Source organism: Pseudoalteromonas sp. S2755, from assembly GCF_005886535.1.
Taxonomy (GTDB): Bacteria; Pseudomonadota; Gammaproteobacteria; order Enterobacterales; family Alteromonadaceae; genus Pseudoalteromonas.
Window position 1 is genome coordinate 12,837 of the sequence record NZ_PNDS01000071.1, and the last position, 15,909, is coordinate 28,745.

Below are 15,909 nucleotides of genomic sequence, written 5' to 3' on the forward strand. Positions count from 1 at the left end.
TACGGCTTTTGGAGTGACTATGATGCGCTATCGGTTCTTGTTATTTTTTATATTAATACTGAGTGGTTGTAGTAACTCCGTTAATATCAGTAAGAAAAATACATTCATCAGCCATGCCGATGCTTACTTTAATACCTATGCTCAGCGGAAGAACTTTAGGCAGTTTATCGAGTTCTATGCCGAAGATGCCGTGTTGGAAGATATGGTTTTTGGCCATAAAGCACAAGGTAAAGATCAAATTACGGCTTTTTTTAATTGGTCTGCAGGGAGTTTTGCTGTGCTGGATGAACAACCTGCCTTAGTGGTAGAAGATAAGATAGTCGATACTACGACTCGAACTGTGGTTGCTAGAGGCGTTTTTAATCGCTTTAATCATGCGTCACGCGAGTTAGGGCCTTGGCGATTTCTGATAGTGCTAAAGTTTGACGAAAAAGGTAAAATTATCTATCAGCAAGATTGGATAAACTATACCCCGAAATCGGATTTTACCGGTGGGGAAAATCTAAATCTGCAATATCAATAATCGGCTGCCATTTGTAAGGAGCGCCCATGCAAGTTTCTGTTGAAATAAGCAAGTACCCACTGCACCAAGACTATATCCCTTTTATTAAAGGTTTTATTGATAGGCTGAATGAGCATGAAGGGATCAAGGTGATCACAAACACGATGTCAACTCAGGTCTTTGGTGAATTTGATTTAGTGACCTCAGTATTGAATCAAGAAATGAAACGCTCATTTGAAGCTTACGGAAAATGTATTTTTGTTTGTAAGTTTATCTCAGGCGATTTATCTCCAGCTGATAGTGCCTGCGATTAATGGACTGGTTTACTGAAACCTTTGCTGGGTTCACAGCGATGTCGAGTTGGGAGTATATCGCTGTGGTGCTGGCAGTCGCCTATTTATTGCTGGCAATTCGAGAGAATATTTGGTGTTGGCCTGTGGCCTTTATTAATACCTTTATTTATACCGTGCTGTACTGGAACGGAGCACTAGTGATGGAATCACTGCTGCACTTTTACTATATGGTCATGGCTGTTGTTGGTTGGTGGATGTGGCGTCAGGGTGACAAAAATAAGCCCAGTGATATCGTTTCTTGGTCGTTATCAAAACATCTTTCAATCATTGTTATCACTTCAGTGGTTTCTGTTGTGCTCGGTTATTTCACGAAGCATTATATGGCAGCAGATCTCGCCTATTTAGATAGCTTTACCACATGCTTTGCGGTGGTGACGACCTATTTAGTGGCTAAGAAAATTCTTGAAAACTGGTTATATTGGGTCGTGATTGATGCAGCCTCCATCTACCTTTATTACCTTAAAGGTTTCTATCCTACGCTGGTACTATTTATTTTCTATACCTTGATGGCGTGTTGGGGTTACAAGCGTTGGTACGAAGAATATGAAGCTAAGCAAGGAAAGACGCTTGCAGCACTCTGAGCTTGAAAAATTAAAAGCGAAGGTAGATACCGTATTTAAGGTTTCAGTTGAGCGACTGGAAAAGCTAACTAAAGGTGTGAGTAACAATAATTACCTGATGGTGAGTAAGGGTGAAAGCTATCTATTAAAATGCTATAGCCATGGTATTCCTACTGAGGCCTTAAAGGCACAAAACAAGTTAGCACAGCAAGGCATTACTTCTAACGTATTGCAGTACGACCTACGCACTCGCATGGCGCTGTTCACCTTTATGCCAGAAGTGTGTGCTGAGCCAAAGTTAAATACTGCGTTGTTAGCACAAGTTATTCATGTGCATAGCTTAGAGCTTAAAGTATATGAGGAGCTGGACTTAGCCGGTTATGTCCAGACTATTGATGAGGAACTGCGTTACCTGGTCGATATCACATGGCTTATCGAAAGCTTAGCTTCTTTACCTGTGGATCAGGCGTTTTGCCATAATGACTTAGTCATGAGCAATATCATTCAAACTCCGGAGGGAGTGCGGTTAATCGACTTTGAATATGCTTGTCACAGTGATATCTTTTTTGATTTAGCAGCGCTGGTGTGTAGTTTTAGCTGTGGTGTTGAAGAAGCACTTACGGTGGTTGAGTCTTACTTTTCTCTAAAGCAGCAAGTTATGCCTTCATACGCTCAAGCTAAACTGACGGTATTTTGCCAAATTTATTTGATTGTTAGCATTCAATGGTATGAGCAGCGTGGCGTAATAACAGAAGCAGAAAAACTGAGGCAGTTACTGAAGCAGTGGATATCGTAATAACTAGCTAAGCCAGTAGTGTGTGATATTCCTTGATCACACTACTGGTCATCACTATTGGGTAGTTTAGATCCCACCCAGTCGCTGTGCGAGTTCTTTGTATTTTTCAACATCGGTTTTGTCAAAGATAGGTTCGCCATTGGCATCTGTGTCTTTGGCGACTAGCAAGTTTTCTCGTGCGAGGCGTCTTACGCGCTCAACCTTTACGTCAAGAAACTCTGCAACTTGCTCTGTTGTCATCGGTGTCATATTTGGGATCCTCAATGATGTATCGCGATATTTCTGAACTGGCAGCAATATCATTCTATTTTATTATTTTCAAAGCATAGTTGAATAACTGGTTTTTTGCCCAAAGTACAGCTTTTTTTAAAAAATAGGTTACTAATTAGTCATATAGCAAACATTGTCTGGCAATTGCCTGCACTAAGCATTATTATATTGTCGACGCTCTCGTGGTGAAATGGATATCACGTAGCCCTCCGGAGGCTGAGTTCTAGGTTCGATCCCTAGCGAGAGCGCCAACTTTTATACCTACTTACAACCAGCCTTTACGCTTAAAGTACACGCCAATACCGCCTGTTAGTACTACCAACATAATAACAAAAAAGGCAAATGCGCCACCCCATTCTGTGCCAGGAATACCGCCAATATTCACTCCTAACAAGCCCGTTAAAAATCCAAGTGGTAAGAACAACGCTGCAACGACGGACATCACGTACATTCTTTGGTTTAACTGTTCATTTTGATGGTTGGTGATAGCATTTTGGATCACTTGTGCACGCTCAATCGCGGCTTCTAACTCCTCGATATATCGACTCAAAGCATTGCTTGCCTCTTCAATCATGTGATGATGATCTTCGTCCAGCCAAACAAGCTTTGCTAATAGCAGTTCGTTAATAGCCAGCTTTTGAGGCTTAAGGTAGCGTTTTAGACCAATAGTTTGCCTTCTTAATGTTGAAAGTTGCTGATAGTTGGGCAGTTGCTCAGTGCTTTCCATTGCGTCTTCAAATTCGTCAAGCTGCTCTTCTATTTGCCAGATGATGTCCTGCATCCGCACTGAAAGTCGCATTACCAATGTAGACAGTAGTTCACCGATGCTTTTTGCACCCTGACCTTTTTTTAGTAATGCCAACATATCTTGGGCAGACATAATATGGCGCTTACGGCAGGTGATAAATAATTTCTCATTTGCAAAACAGCGAATAGAAACCATGTCTTCGGGGCTCTGCTTAGGGTTAAGATTCACACCTCGCAAGAATACCAGTAAACCTTCATCACCATTAGCTATCCTTGGGCGGGTTTCATCTGCGGTTAGCGCTTCTCTTTCCCAGTCATCCAAAAAAGCTTGTTGCTTCAGCCATTCGGTCGTTTCGTCGAAACTGTAGTCGAAATGGAGCCAAAGAGGCTCTTTGTGAATTACGGATTTTACTTCACTCAGATCGCAAAGCAGTCTACCGCCACCTTGACCGTCGAGCACAAACGCATGGAGTAATCCAGTCATAGTTAATTCCTATTAAAAAGTACGTTCCAAGACTGACATAGATAATTTAATTTTCAAATTTATTTAAAAATCTTGGCGATGAAATAAATTGTTTGAATATTCTATTTTACTTTAGCTCAGTATACGGCTTTACCTTGAAAAATGTGTAAGTGGTGTTACTGTAAGTTAAGGTGCTCGGCTTAACAGAGCCTTTTTATCTTTAGGATAAATTTATTTTGTTTTTCAAGTGACTTGAATCAGCGTATAAGTCCAAACTCATTTTGTACGAGAGCATAATATGATCACAGTTGGTTGGAGAGAGTGGCTTTCCTTACCCGATTTAGGTATCGAAAAAATCAAAGCGAAAGTAGATACTGGAGCAAGAACATCATGTCTGCATGCCTTTAAGGTTGAGCCTTTCAAAACAGAACAAGATGAACTTTGGGTGAGGTTTTGGATCCATCCCAAACAAGACAATACCGACTATGAAGTCTGTTGTGAAGCAAAAGTAGTAGATGAGCGCGTTGTTACCGATTCGGGCGGTCATAAAGAACTACGATATGTAATAGAAACAAATTTAACTATCGGCAATCAGGCTTGGCCAATTGAAATCACGCTAAGCGATAGAGAAACTATGAAATTTAGAATGTTACTGGGCCGTACAGCGATGCGAGGCCGCATCCTTGTTGATCCAGAGCAATCATACTTAAGTAATAAAACGGATAAATCATGAAAATTGGCATTCTTTCAAGGAATCAATCTTTATATTCAACACGTCGTTTAATTGAGGCGGCTGAGCAACGTGGGCATGAAGTAGAGGTTATTGACGCACTACGTTGTTATATGAATATCAACAGTAGTGAGCCTGAAATTCACTTTAAGGGCCAGCAGTTGAGCGGCTTTGATGCGATTGTTCCGCGAATTGGTGCTTCTGTGACGTTTTATGGGTGTGCGGTACTCAGACAATTTGAAATGATGGGGGTATACCCATTGAATGAGTCTGTTGCAATTACTCGCTCAAGAGATAAGTTGCGTTCATTACAGTTACTGTCAAGAAAAGGCGTAGGCATGCCAATTACAGGGTTTGCCAGCAAGCCAGATGACGTCAAAGACTTACTGGAAATGGTTGGCGGCACGCCGGTTGTGATCAAACTGCTTGAGGGCACTCAAGGAATTGGTGTGGTGTTAGCTGAGACGCGCAAAGCTGCAGAAAGCGTTATTGAAGCATTTATGGGCTTGAAAGCTAACATTATGGTGCAAGAGTATATTAAAGAAGCTGGTGGTGCGGACATTCGCTGTTTCGTTATCGGTGACCGTGTTATTGCCGCGATGAAACGTCAAGCGCAAGAAGGTGAGTTCCGCTCAAATCTGCATCGTGGCGGTTCTGCAACATTGGTAAAAATCACTCCAGAAGAGCGTCGCACTGCGATTGCTGCTGCAAAGGCCATGGGCCTAAATGTTGCTGGTGTTGATTTGTTACGTTCAGAGCGTGGGCCTTTGGTGATGGAAGTGAACTCTTCTCCGGGCCTTGAGGGTATCGAAAAGGCTACAGGTAAAGATATAGCTAGCTTAATCATCTCCTTTATTGAGAAGAATGCAGCGGCGAAAAGGACTGCTACACGTGGCAAAGGTTAAAATCAATCAACCCTTTACGCTATTAGATACACGAGTGGGTGTTGCTGAAAGGCAGACTGTTCAGTTGGAAGTGGCAAAGCTCTATACACATACGCCAATGACTATTCCGATTGAAGTCGTTAATGGCGCAGAGGCTGGGCCAGTACTTTTGGTCTGTGCCGCAATTCATGGTGATGAGCTGAATGGCGTTGAGGTCGTGCGTCAGCTATTGAGTAAAGTTGATGCGGCGACGCTGCGAGGTACTTTGATAGCGGTGCCAATTGTGAATATCTTCGGCTTTATTCATAAGTCTCGATATTTACCTGATAGACGAGACCTAAACCGCTGCTTTCCTGGTTCTGAGCAAGGCTCTCTAGGAGCTCGAATGGCTTATATGTTTTTCGACTTAGTGGTAAAAAAATGCACCCATATTATTGATTTGCATACAGGGGCTATTCATCGCTCGAACTTACCGCAGATCCGAGGTGACTTGTCCTGTGAAATGACTAAAGAAATGGCCATGGCGTTTGGTACTCCGGTTGCAATAGATGCACGACTGCGTAATGGCTCTTTGCGAAGTGAAGCCGCGGGGTTAGATATTCCTGTTATCACTTATGAAGCAGGAGAAGCATTGCGGTTTGACTCATTAGCTATTGCAGCTGGATTGCAAGGTGTCGAGAATGTCATGCGTAAACTCAGAATGCTGCGTGGGCGTCGCAGGAAGCAACGTCATGATGCGGTTATCGCGGCAGCGACAAGTTGGGTGCGTGCGGATGTTGATGGTATTGTTCGAGCTCAAGTTAACTTGGGGGAACGCGTATCAAAAGGTCAAATCTTGGCTTATATAGACAGTCCATTAGGTCAAAGCGAAGAAGCGATTATCGCGCCCCGTAGTGGGATAGTAATTGGCCAGCAAATGCTACCTTTGGTGAATGAAGGAGATGCAGTTTTTCATTTAGCTTATTTTGCACATGCAAATAGCATTGTTGAACAACAGCTAGAAACCTTTATTGACGATATAGGCCCTATTTCTTAGGGCCTAATGTTCTTCTTGGTGTTGGAACCTGTTTAGGTTTAGTCGGTTCCTGACTAAGCACCATAACGGGTCGAGTAACAAACAAGTTGTTAGGATACACGACTTTATGACCATCAACATGACGCAGCACTACACTCATCAGCCCCATCTCTACAATACAGCCTTCAACAAAGTTTGCACCGTCGACAATTCTTACCCAATTCCCAACGCGATAATCGTTTTGAATAAACATTAGTAAAAACGAAGTCAGATTGGAAAGCAATGACCAACCGGCAAACATGGCAACACCTAACATCGCAAATAACGATGAGCCGAGCACCAGTAAACCACGAAGTTCTATACCCCAGAACACGAGCATGAAACAGACGAATACAAATGCAACGAGTACACGAATGAGTAGATCGGCACGTTGCTTACGATGAGAGTCTATTTTTCCGCGTGTTACTTTTTCTAAGAGTTTGCAACACGCTTTCATCAATAGTGGGAAGGATAATAGCGCCACCAAAGTTACAATTAGCTTGTATTGACTGAGTGCGAAATCTAACAAATGCAAAATCGTATCCTAAGAAATTTTTTCTGCTTTATATCACGTTTATTGGTGTGCGACACCGTTAAAAGCGATTTTTTACGGTTAATAGCCACTGTACGCTATCGACGTTATCCGGGCCATTAATTGGCGCGGCTAAATCAATATGAACCATGATATCTGAATTGGCTCGGCTAGGTGCTAAACGCAAGCCAATGCCGACATTTTTTAGGACTGATTCATCTGCTTCAATCGGTAGGTGAGAGTGGTATGCGCGACCCACGTCAAAAAACGCGGCACCGCCAATTTTGAATAAGCGCAGTAAGTCATATTCCCAGTAGTAGCGTTTTTCGATATTGAGTAGCATACTGCGACTACCTTGTTGATATTTTATTGGGTATCCGCGCAGCCCGGTTTCCCCACCTAGTGTGATTTGATTATCAAAAGTCAGGTTATTTCCATAGGTATAGCTTGCATTGATAAACCAAGACTCATATAAGCTGGTATTTAAATAGTATTGAAAGGTCGTTTTCGCTATTAGGTTTTCGGTTTTATCTGTGTCTTTGTTCCAGTTGCCACTAACGTCAAAATAAAAACGCCATAAGCTGTGATCTGAGGTGTAGTGCGCTGTATTGGCAGAAAATGAATAAACAAGACGCTCAGCATCGTCACTCCAAGATTCCGCCGAGTAACCAAGTTGGGCATTGATATTCCAGCCTAAATTAAGATCCTCAGTACGATAAATCGAGTCAAAATTGCGTACTTTTACATAGGAATCTTCAAACCACTGAGCTTGAACATAAGGGTAGGTGAGTGTTCTATCCTGTGCAATGGGTAAAGTGGTATCAGCTATCTCACGAAAGGTATGTTGCTCATGTCTAACGCCTGCGATGAGACGGCGAGTCCAACTGCCCGATAGCGCTTTTGAATGTCCGAAGTAGACTTGCGTGACATCCGTGGACTGACTGAACTCTGATATTGTTTCACCTTCAGAATATATAGGTTCCTCGCGTTTGTCGGAATAACTCGTAAAACCATAACTGTATGGGGTATCGGTTGCAAAAAATGGATAGCTCACATCGATGTAGTGGCGTTCACCATCGTCATTATCTGAATATTCTACGCGACCGCGATATCTTGAGTTTAAAATATTGGGATCATCATATACAAACTGGTAGCCGGAGCGGTCGACTTCTTGTATATGAGTAAAAGAAAGGCGCTTTCCCCAACCAAATAAGTTACTTTCTCTAAACCCAATTCGAGAAGTATTTTCCCCACCGCTTCGGCTAAAACTTAAATCGGGTAATAGCGTCCAAAGATCTCGGGTTACAACCGTAACTAAAATATCACCATCACAGTTTTCCACGGCATAAATACGAGCATCATATAGGTATGACTGATTGCGAAGAAGTCGCTCGGATTCACTGAGTTTTCTGGGGTTGTACGTATCTCCTTCCTGAAATAGGAGCACACTTTTTAATACTTCGGGTTTGGTTTGAATATGATAACGGTTGGCAAATCGGAATAGGGCGTTGTCTTCTTCAGGTTTGTCGGTATCGAAAACATTAAGCTGCTTTAGAGTGATTGCGACGACTTTTTTACCCTCTGCGGGCTCTGGATAGGCTTGCTTGCTGTCTAGCTGGCGTGAAAGATTTTGGTCGCTTTGTGCTTCAACCCGGTTATTACCGCAGCTATTAGCAAAATCAACAGCAGGTACCTTTTCAGCTTGCGCAGCTGCATTTAGGCTACACATTAGCGCAAAACTACTACACGAGATCCTCTTTACATTCATCACAGAGCCTTTAAGTCTAATATTCCTTTAGTATGGATTATATTGTTGCAGCTTGCTTTAGTTCTGCAACAAAAGTAATAATATTTATAGACTTAAAGAGCTTTATGTGGACTTAACGAGAAAGCTGTTGGCGTAGGAAAGGTAGGAGTTCTAAGGCATCAACGCCATCAGGAGCTACCCACACGCTCTCACTGTAATGTTCAAAATTTAAATTAAAATTACAGTTTTTATACGAAAAACGCCACTGATGTCTATCTGCTCCAGCAGAGAATTCAATTAATTGAATTTCATCTTGATGTAAGAATATTTGCCCCCAAAGTTCAAATTCATCGTCTTGAGGTGCAATTTCACAGTTTATGATAATCACCTCGTGTGAATTATCCAAAGTGAGTGTGGTCATTATTCTCTTTCCAAATAATTGCGAATGAGCTGCATGAAAGGAGCGCCGTACTTGCTGAGCTTAGTAAAACCGACGCCAGACACTTGCAAAAATTCGCTATCAGTTGTTGGCGTTCTTTGTGCCATTTCTGCCAACGTTCGGTCGTTAAATACAACATACGGCGGTACATCATCTTCATCTGCGAGCTGCTTTCTGAGTGCACGAAGCTTAGCAAATAATTTTTTATCGTAATTAAATTGAGCCAGTTTATCCTGGTAGACATGCTTAGCTACAAGTCTTGGCTCTGCGAGCTGTAGCACATATTCGCCGCGCAGTACGGCGCGGGCGGCTTCTGTTAACCTAAGTGTTGCGCCTTGAGTAATATCTTGACTCAATAAACCATGATGGATCAATTGACGTAAGATACTCAGCCAAAACTCATTACTGTGTTCTTTCCCGATCCCATAGGTTGAGAGGGAGTGGTGATTTTGCTCTCTGATCCTTGCAGTATTTGCCCCACGTAAAATATCCACAATGTAACCAATGCCAAAGCGTTGCTCGGCGCGATATACGCATGATAACGCTTGTTGAGCGACTAATGTGCCATCAAATTGTTTCGGTGGGTTAAGACATATATCACAGTTACCACATGCTTCTCGTTGATATTCACTGAAGTAATTGAGCAAAATTTGACGACGACAGGTTTGTGCTTCAGCAAAGCTCGACATCGCCTGAAAGCGCTGTTCTTCGACTTTACGACGTTGCTCGTCTGGAATATCTTCAAAAAAGCGTCTAACGCGGGGAATATCCGCAGGATCAAAATACATAACGGCTTCAGCTGCTAAGCTATCTCGCCCTGCACGGCCGGTTTCTTGATAATACGCTTCTACACTTTTTGGAATATCATAGTGAACCACAAATCGCACGTTGGGTTTATTGATCCCCATACCAAAAGCAACGGTTGCAACTACGATTTGAATGTCATCTCGGGCGAAGCGGTTTTGTACAAACTGACGCTGATCATTATCTAGACCTGCGTGATAACCTGCTGCATTGAACCCAGCATCAATCAGCTTTTCGGCAATATCATCAACACGTTTACGGCTACCACAGTAGATTATGCCACTTTGCCCCTTTTGCTCTTTTAAATAGCGGATCAACTGCGACAGGGGTTTGAACTTTTCTTCGATGGTGTAACGAATATTAGGTCTGTCAAAGCTACCGGTATAGATAAAAGGTGCTTGCATACCTAATTGTTGGACAATATCTTTTCGTGTCGCTAAATCAGCCGTTGCGGTTAATGCCATCATTGGAACAGACGGAAAATGTTGACGTAATTCTTTTAAACGAAAATAGTGCGGTCTAAAGTCATGTCCCCAATGAGACACACAATGGGCTTCATCGATGGCAAATAAACTGATGTTACAGTTGGATATGCGTTCAATAAAGTCTCGTTGTAAGGCCTTTTCTGGCGCTACATATAACAGTTTTAAACGACCCTGGAAAAGCGCATCATAGGTATCTCGTTGCTGCTCCCAAGCGACACTGTTGTTAATATATTCAGCGGCTATGCCTTGTGCTTTTAACTGCGCAACCTGATCTTGCATTAATGAAATAAGTGGCGATATAACAATTGTCACGCCTGCAAATAATAGTGCGGGGACTTGGTAACAGAGTGATTTACCGCCGCCGGTTGGCAGTAGTACAAGCGTATCCTGACCAGCTAAGCTAGACTGAATAATATCAAGCTGACCATCTCTAAATGTACTGTAGCCAAACACATCTTTCAGTACTGAATGAGGGTCGTTAATTGGGGTGCTTACGAGGGTATCCATCGGGGTCATTTTAGAGCTTTTTTGGAACCTTGTCTTCGCTTTTTATCTAATCTTAAGAGACTTGAATAAGTTTTGAGCACCTGTGGCTTTAGACTTTGCAATTGTGAATTCATCGAACTTTCATCGCCGTGATTAATAAAAATGAGTATAATGATTGACCTCTTAGTTGATCCCTCCATAGGTTAAACGCCCGTGATTGAAGAACAAAAGAAAGGCCACTTACTCGCTGTACTCGCCTTTTTTATGTGGGGACTTGCACCCATCTATTTTAAGCAACTTGTCCATGTTGACGCGATTGAGATACTGATTCATCGCGTTGTGTGGTCTGTATTTTTTATTGCACTAATTGTACTGGCAAAGCAGCAATGGCCAAAAATTAAGGCCATATTGGCTAATCCTAAGTTGCTGGCGATGTTGACACTCACGGCGTTGCTATTGGGTTTTAACTGGGGGTTATTTATCTGGTCTGTCAATAACGGCTTTATGCTAGATGCGAGTTTGGGTTATTACATCAACCCCTTACTAAACGTGTTGTTGGGAATGTTATTCTTATCGGAAAAGTTGAGAACGGCGCAAAAGTTTGCTGTTTTATTAGCGATAGTGGGTGTGGTGTTACAGTTAATTAGTTTTGGTTCATTCCCTATTATTGCGTTTTCACTCGCGGGATCGTTTGCAATATATGGATTGCTACGCAAGACCTTAGCGGTTGAATCGCTCCCAGGGTTACTTGTTGAAGCACTTATTCTTACTCCAATTGCACTGGCTTATTGGTGGTGGGTTGAGCCCAGTGCCACAAGCAACCTTTGGCATAATGATTGGTACACGAACACCTTATTGATAAGTGCGGGAGTGGTGACAACTTTGCCTTTGTTATGCTTTACCGCAGCGGCAAAGCGGATACCTTACACGACACTTGGCTTTTTTCAATATATCGGGCCGAGCTTGATGTTTATATTAGCGGTACTATTTTACGGGGAAGCCTTTGATGCAGAGCGAGCGATAACGTTTGCCTTTATTTGGGGGGCGCTGGTGATGTTTAGTTTTGATTCTTATCGAGATAAAAGAAAGCGCTTAGTGAACTAAGCGGTTTCTTCCCGAAGCTTTCGCCTGATATAAACGCTCATCAGCTTGTTTTATCAGGCTCTCTATGTCCGTAGTCACTTGAGCGGCAAGTCCCATTGAAACAGTAAACGAGATCCGTTGTTCAGTCAGTTCGTTACTGCTTCGCTCTAGATATTCCCGAAAGCACTCCAATCTTTCTTTACAATGAGCAGTCACCGTGTCTTTAAAATATATCGCAAACTCTTCGCCGCCTAATCGAGCGACTAAATCATTGGGAAAATATTGAGCAAACACTTGGCCAATTGACGCAAGCACTGCATCTCCACCCTCATGGCCATAATTGTCATTTACTTGTTTAAAATGATCGATATCTATCATCGCTATTAGTCCATGGAGCTCTTTTTTATGTCTCGCTTTTAGACTTTTCTTTACGGTATCGAAAAAGTAGCGTCGATTTGGTAAGTTGGTTAGATAGTCTGTATTTGCTTGTCGGCGTATTGTTTGAATATGCTCCAGCATATCAACGTTTTGACTAAGGCGGCAGTAAAACTCTTCTGCGTTAAAAGGTTTCCTGAGGTAGTCATTAGCACCATTTTTTAAAAAGCGTGTAGATAGATTGGCAGTTTCAACGCCTGAAATACCGATTATCGCTTTATCATCGTCAGTGTAGAGTCGCCTGATTTCGATGCATAACTCTTCGCCTCGCATATTTGGCATTTCATTGTCGGTAATGATCACGGAGATATCGGGATTGTCTTTTAATACCGCGAGCGCCTCTAAACCATCGCAGGCTTCTAGTACTTGGTATTTGTGGCGAGTGAGGAGCGCTGACACATAATGCCTCGACGAAATAGAATCGTCCACAACTAGTACTCTGACATTTTCATTTCTTGGCAAACGCTCTAATTGGCGTCGTAAATAATGATAGGCTTGCTTATTTTCCTTGGTGATATAGTCAATAATAGGGTACTGCTCAACAATTGAGCGGGTTTGACTTTCAAGGTTACCTGTCATAACAATAGTAGGAACGTCAGCCTTAACAGTATAGGGAATGGCTTCGCCAAGCGGCGCATCAGGCAACACAAAATCTACCACGGCACAAAAATAGTCGTGCTGTGATAATAAAACTTTAGCTTCAGCCAAAGACTCTGCAATATCTACATGGTATCCCACAGCGGTAGCAATATGCTTTTGCACCTTCGCAATTGTAGGGGTATCTTCAATGATTAAGATTTTCCGTAACACAATTTTCGCCAATCATTTCCTGTTTTACTAATTCTTAACCCAACTGGGCTTAATTGCAATGCTTGTGCAAATAAACAGGTAGAGACTAAGAACAAAATGCGAGAAAAATAGGGGGATGAGGTAATCGATATTGAAATGGTATAAACAAGAGAAGTGCTCAGACACCAACGGCAGGAGTAAAGTCGCTCTGTTGGCGTCTAAGCTTGATAGGATTTAGATGATTTCGCTTATAGCTCGTCGTCAATATCTACCGGGATCACCACGCTACCATCATTTTGAACTTTAGAACGTCCAAATAGCGTATGAAACTTTGTCTTACACGTAGTATGCTTCAAATATTTGGTCCAAGCTTTTTCTACAGCGTTAGTGGGGGGGATTAACCCTTCCATCACCTGAACAAACTGAGATTGGAAACTATTTTGAGGTTCTTCTGCTTTGCTGTATAAGCTTCTTAATGTGGCACCACAGCGTTCAAGAATTTCGGCTTCTTGTAGCGTGAAGTGACCACTGCGTCCGAATCCTCTAGGGAAGTTGGCGTCATCATAAAAGGCTCTGGGGCTTGCAAATGCATTTTTCAAAGTCGCTAAATTATGATCCATAACTGAGTCCTCTAAGATTATCTGGCTGGAGTATGGACCAAGTTTTATAATTTTTTAAACGAGTAATTTTTATCGTCAGGAAGAAAAATGGACATAGATCTATTAAAGACTTTTGTCGAAGTTGTTAAAACCCGTCATTTCGGTCGAGCGGCAGAAAATTTATACATCACTCAGTCAGCTGTAAGCTTTAGGATCCGCCAGCTTGAGCAAAGTCTAGGGGTGAACCTTTTTATTCGCCAGCGTAATAATATTCAGTTAACTGCGCCAGGTGAAAGGTTGTTACCACACGCCAAAATGATCTTAACTGGGATGCAGCGCGCCAAAGTCGATGTTGCATTGGCAAACAATATGCACAAGCAATTGTCACTGAGTGGCACTGCTAATATTTGGGATGCATTCTTACAATTCGGGATTAATCATATTGTATCTGCTATGCCTGGGGTATCGCTTGTTGCTGAAGTGAAAGCACAGCAAGAAAGCACGCGACTGTTATTAGAGCGAACACTAGATCTTGCTGTACTATTCGATCCGCCAAAAGTGGATGAACTGGTTGTTAAGCCGATCAGCGATCTTGCTATTATTCCTGTAAGCACTTTTGATAACGCAACAAAGGAAGACTTTTTTGACAACCAGTATGTTTATGTTGATTGGGGGACAGCTTTTTCTCTATGGCATGCAAAACAGTTTACTGGATCAACCCCTCCTTATTTTAGAACCAGCACTGGCAGAATAGCACTCGATCTTATTCTTCAATGTGGTGGCTCTGCATTTGTGCCAGAAGCGTTAGCGTTAGAGTCCATTGAGGCTGGAAGGTTGACTCAAGTTGATCAAGTAGACAGTAACTCAAGAGAGATTTTTGTGGCATACCATAAAGACAACGACCAATTAGAGCAAATAGAAACCATCGTAAACTTACTGGGGGTGGTGAAGTGATTCTTAGAATGAACCTTTTGTGACGTATTTCTTAAGGTTGGGTGTCACTTTATTTTCAGAAATATTTTATGTGTAATATTTTTGTCATTTACCAATGTCAAACTGCGCGTGTTTTGAAAATACGTGTTGCGATATTGAGGAAATACACATGAAACTAACTAAGACTGCTTTAGCGCTATCATTACTAAGTGCATTCACTTTTCAAGCCAACGCTGAAGTAGATGTTTATGGTAAAGCGAATGTATCGGTACAATCTTCTGACGATGGTGCAGGTTCAGTTACTGAAATTAAAAGTAACGCTTCTCGCTTTGGTTTCAAAGGTTCTGAGAAATTAGACTCTGGTTTAGAAGTTATTTATAAGCTTGAGTTCCAAGTAGATGTCTCTGACGCTGATTCAAAAGGTGATAAAGACAATATTACTGCACGTAATCAATACGTGGGTTTAAAAGGTAACTTCGGTGAAGTCGTTATCGGCCGTAATGACACTGCATTAAAACAGTCTCAAGGTAAGTTAGATCAGTTCAACGACCTTGAGGGTGACATCAAGGTGCTCTTTAAAGGCGAAAATCGCTTAGGTGATTCAATTTCCTACAAGTCACCAAGCTTTAATGGCTTTAGAGTATTAGGAAGTTTTATTGCTGAAGACAGTGAAGAAGGTGAAAACGGTTTCTCTACTGCGCTTACATACGGCGATGCTGGATTGAAAGAGTCAGCTATCTATGCATCGATTGCGGCAGATAGCGAAGTAAATGGCTATGACACGGTTCGTTTCACTGTTCAAGGTAAAGTAGCTGACTTCAAACTTGGTGCAATGTACCAGACACAAGAAAAGGTGGATGGAAGTGCAGAGGCCGATGGGTACTTGCTAAATGCAGCGTACAAATTGGGCAATGCGACCTTGAAAGCACAGTATCAAGTTATTGACTTCGATGCCGGTGACAAAGTAGATGGTGTTTCTGTCGGTGTTGATTATAAGCTTGCGAAAAACGCGAAGGTTTATGGTTTCTACTCAACATTTGATGCAGACAACCAAGTAGAAAAGGATTATCTAGGACTAGGTATCGAGTATAAGTTTTAATTTATAGACTTTATCCAAGCTCAAATATAGTAAAACACCCGCCTAATGCGGGTGTTTTTGTTTGTTTTATACTCGGGTTGTTTTCTTTTTGCTCGAATAAACGTTTTTTCGCAATTTTC

18 protein-coding genes and 1 tRNA gene are annotated in these 15,909 nt (G+C 42.1%); 11 read left to right on the forward strand and 8 right to left on the reverse strand.

Annotation, left to right across the window (positions count from 1 at the left end):
- Positions 1-19: 19 nt before the first annotated feature.
- From CWC03_RS12980 to CWC03_RS12995, 4 genes are read left to right on the forward strand one after another with little or no spacing between them, the layout of a single operon-like run.
- Positions 20-523, forward strand: a complete 504-nt coding sequence (locus CWC03_RS12980) for a nuclear transport factor 2 family protein (RefSeq protein ID WP_138582262.1) — start codon at positions 20-22, stop codon at positions 521-523.
- A 26-nt stretch (positions 524-549) separates the two neighbouring features.
- The gene (locus CWC03_RS12985) at positions 550-816 is read left to right on the forward strand and encodes a YkoF family thiamine/hydroxymethylpyrimidine-binding protein (protein ID WP_138582263.1); all 267 of its coding nucleotides are present in this window, start codon (positions 550-552) and stop codon (positions 814-816) included.
- Entirely contained in the window at positions 816-1,436 is a 621-nt protein-coding gene (pnuC, locus tag CWC03_RS12990; RefSeq protein ID WP_039493061.1) for a nicotinamide riboside transporter PnuC, read from the forward strand. The genes CWC03_RS12985 and pnuC overlap by 1 nt, the downstream gene beginning before the upstream one ends.
- Complete coding sequence (locus tag CWC03_RS12995; protein ID WP_249314035.1) at positions 1,399-2,211, forward strand: phosphotransferase; 813 nt, start codon at positions 1,399-1,401, stop codon at positions 2,209-2,211. The genes pnuC and CWC03_RS12995 overlap by 38 nt, the downstream gene beginning before the upstream one ends.
- A 66-nt stretch (positions 2,212-2,277) precedes the next feature.
- Here the strand turns inward: CWC03_RS12995 and CWC03_RS13000 are convergent, their stop codons facing one another.
- Entirely contained in the window at positions 2,278-2,460 is a 183-nt protein-coding gene (locus CWC03_RS13000; protein ID WP_138582264.1) for a helix-turn-helix domain-containing protein, read from the reverse strand.
- 197 nt (positions 2,461-2,657) lie between these two features.
- Here CWC03_RS13000 and CWC03_RS13005 point away from each other — a divergent pair.
- Positions 2,658-2,732, forward strand: a tRNA-Arg gene (locus tag CWC03_RS13005).
- Between the two features lie 14 nt (positions 2,733-2,746).
- On the opposite strand, the gene CWC03_RS13010 is transcribed toward CWC03_RS13005, so the two are convergent.
- Positions 2,747-3,712: a zinc transporter ZntB gene (locus tag CWC03_RS13010; RefSeq protein WP_138582265.1), complete on the reverse strand. Its 966-nt coding sequence runs from the start codon at positions 3,710-3,712 to the stop codon at positions 2,747-2,749.
- Between the two features lie 277 nt (positions 3,713-3,989).
- Here CWC03_RS13010 and CWC03_RS13015 point away from each other — a divergent pair, with 277 nt between their 5' ends.
- Genes CWC03_RS13015 through CWC03_RS13025 form a run of 3 tightly spaced genes read left to right on the forward strand, consistent with a single transcriptional unit; the run spans position 3,990 to position 6,341 of the window.
- Positions 3,990-4,424 carry an ATP-dependent zinc protease family protein gene (locus CWC03_RS13015; RefSeq protein ID WP_138582266.1) on the forward strand — a complete coding sequence of 145 codons (435 nt, stop codon included), beginning with the start codon at positions 3,990-3,992 and terminating at the stop codon, positions 4,422-4,424.
- Positions 4,421-5,326, forward strand: coding sequence for a 30S ribosomal protein S6--L-glutamate ligase (rimK, locus tag CWC03_RS13020; protein WP_010378991.1), 906 nt, complete (start codon positions 4,421-4,423; stop codon positions 5,324-5,326). The genes CWC03_RS13015 and rimK overlap by 4 nt, the downstream gene beginning before the upstream one ends.
- Complete coding sequence (locus CWC03_RS13025) at positions 5,313-6,341, forward strand: succinylglutamate desuccinylase/aspartoacylase family protein (RefSeq protein WP_138582267.1); 1,029 nt, start codon at positions 5,313-5,315, stop codon at positions 6,339-6,341. Before rimK ends, CWC03_RS13025 begins: the two co-directional genes overlap by 14 nt.
- Here CWC03_RS13025 and CWC03_RS13030 read toward each other — a convergent pair.
- The 4 genes from CWC03_RS13030 to recQ all read right to left on the reverse strand — a co-directional run bounded on the left by CWC03_RS13030 (position 6,331) and on the right by recQ (position 10,882).
- Positions 6,331-6,894 carry a mechanosensitive ion channel domain-containing protein gene (locus tag CWC03_RS13030; protein ID WP_138582268.1) on the reverse strand — a complete coding sequence of 188 codons (564 nt, stop codon included), beginning with the start codon at positions 6,892-6,894 and terminating at the stop codon, positions 6,331-6,333. The two genes, CWC03_RS13025 and CWC03_RS13030, sit on opposite strands and share 11 nt — an antisense overlap.
- A 58-nt stretch (positions 6,895-6,952) precedes the next feature.
- Positions 6,953-8,620: a POTRA domain-containing protein gene (locus CWC03_RS13035; RefSeq protein ID WP_138582278.1), complete on the reverse strand. Its 1,668-nt coding sequence runs from the start codon at positions 8,618-8,620 to the stop codon at positions 6,953-6,955.
- Between the two features lie 151 nt (positions 8,621-8,771).
- Positions 8,772-9,059, reverse strand: a complete 288-nt coding sequence (locus CWC03_RS13040) for a DUF3630 family protein (RefSeq protein WP_138582269.1) — start codon at positions 9,057-9,059, stop codon at positions 8,772-8,774.
- Positions 9,059-10,882 carry a DNA helicase RecQ gene (gene recQ, locus CWC03_RS13045; RefSeq protein WP_502705370.1) on the reverse strand — a complete coding sequence of 608 codons (1,824 nt, stop codon included), beginning with the start codon at positions 10,880-10,882 and terminating at the stop codon, positions 9,059-9,061. The genes CWC03_RS13040 and recQ overlap by 1 nt, the downstream gene beginning before the upstream one ends.
- Before the next feature lie 183 nt (positions 10,883-11,065).
- On the opposite strand from recQ, the gene rarD reads away from it, so the two are divergent.
- On the forward strand, positions 11,066-11,956 hold the full coding sequence (rarD, locus tag CWC03_RS13050; RefSeq protein WP_138582271.1) for an EamA family transporter RarD: 891 nt from the start codon (positions 11,066-11,068) through the stop codon (positions 11,954-11,956).
- Here rarD and CWC03_RS13055 read toward each other — a convergent pair.
- Together CWC03_RS13055 and maoP are read right to left on the reverse strand one after the other, a co-directional pair.
- Positions 11,945-13,180 carry a GGDEF domain-containing response regulator gene (locus CWC03_RS13055; protein WP_171040255.1) on the reverse strand — a complete coding sequence of 412 codons (1,236 nt, stop codon included), beginning with the start codon at positions 13,178-13,180 and terminating at the stop codon, positions 11,945-11,947. The two genes, rarD and CWC03_RS13055, sit on opposite strands and share 12 nt — an antisense overlap.
- Before the next feature lie 227 nt (positions 13,181-13,407).
- Positions 13,408-13,779 carry a DUF413 domain-containing protein gene (gene maoP, locus CWC03_RS13060; RefSeq protein WP_010607241.1) on the reverse strand — a complete coding sequence of 124 codons (372 nt, stop codon included), beginning with the start codon at positions 13,777-13,779 and terminating at the stop codon, positions 13,408-13,410.
- An 87-nt stretch (positions 13,780-13,866) separates the two neighbouring features.
- On the opposite strand from maoP, the gene CWC03_RS13065 reads away from it, so the two are divergent.
- Together CWC03_RS13065 and CWC03_RS13070 are read left to right on the forward strand one after the other, a co-directional pair.
- The gene (locus CWC03_RS13065; protein WP_138582273.1) at positions 13,867-14,712 is read left to right on the forward strand and encodes a LysR family transcriptional regulator; all 846 of its coding nucleotides are present in this window, start codon (positions 13,867-13,869) and stop codon (positions 14,710-14,712) included.
- Between the two features lie 148 nt (positions 14,713-14,860).
- Positions 14,861-15,790, forward strand: coding sequence for a porin (locus CWC03_RS13070; protein ID WP_138582274.1), 930 nt, complete (start codon positions 14,861-14,863; stop codon positions 15,788-15,790).
- The last annotated feature ends 119 nt before the right edge of the window (positions 15,791-15,909 follow it).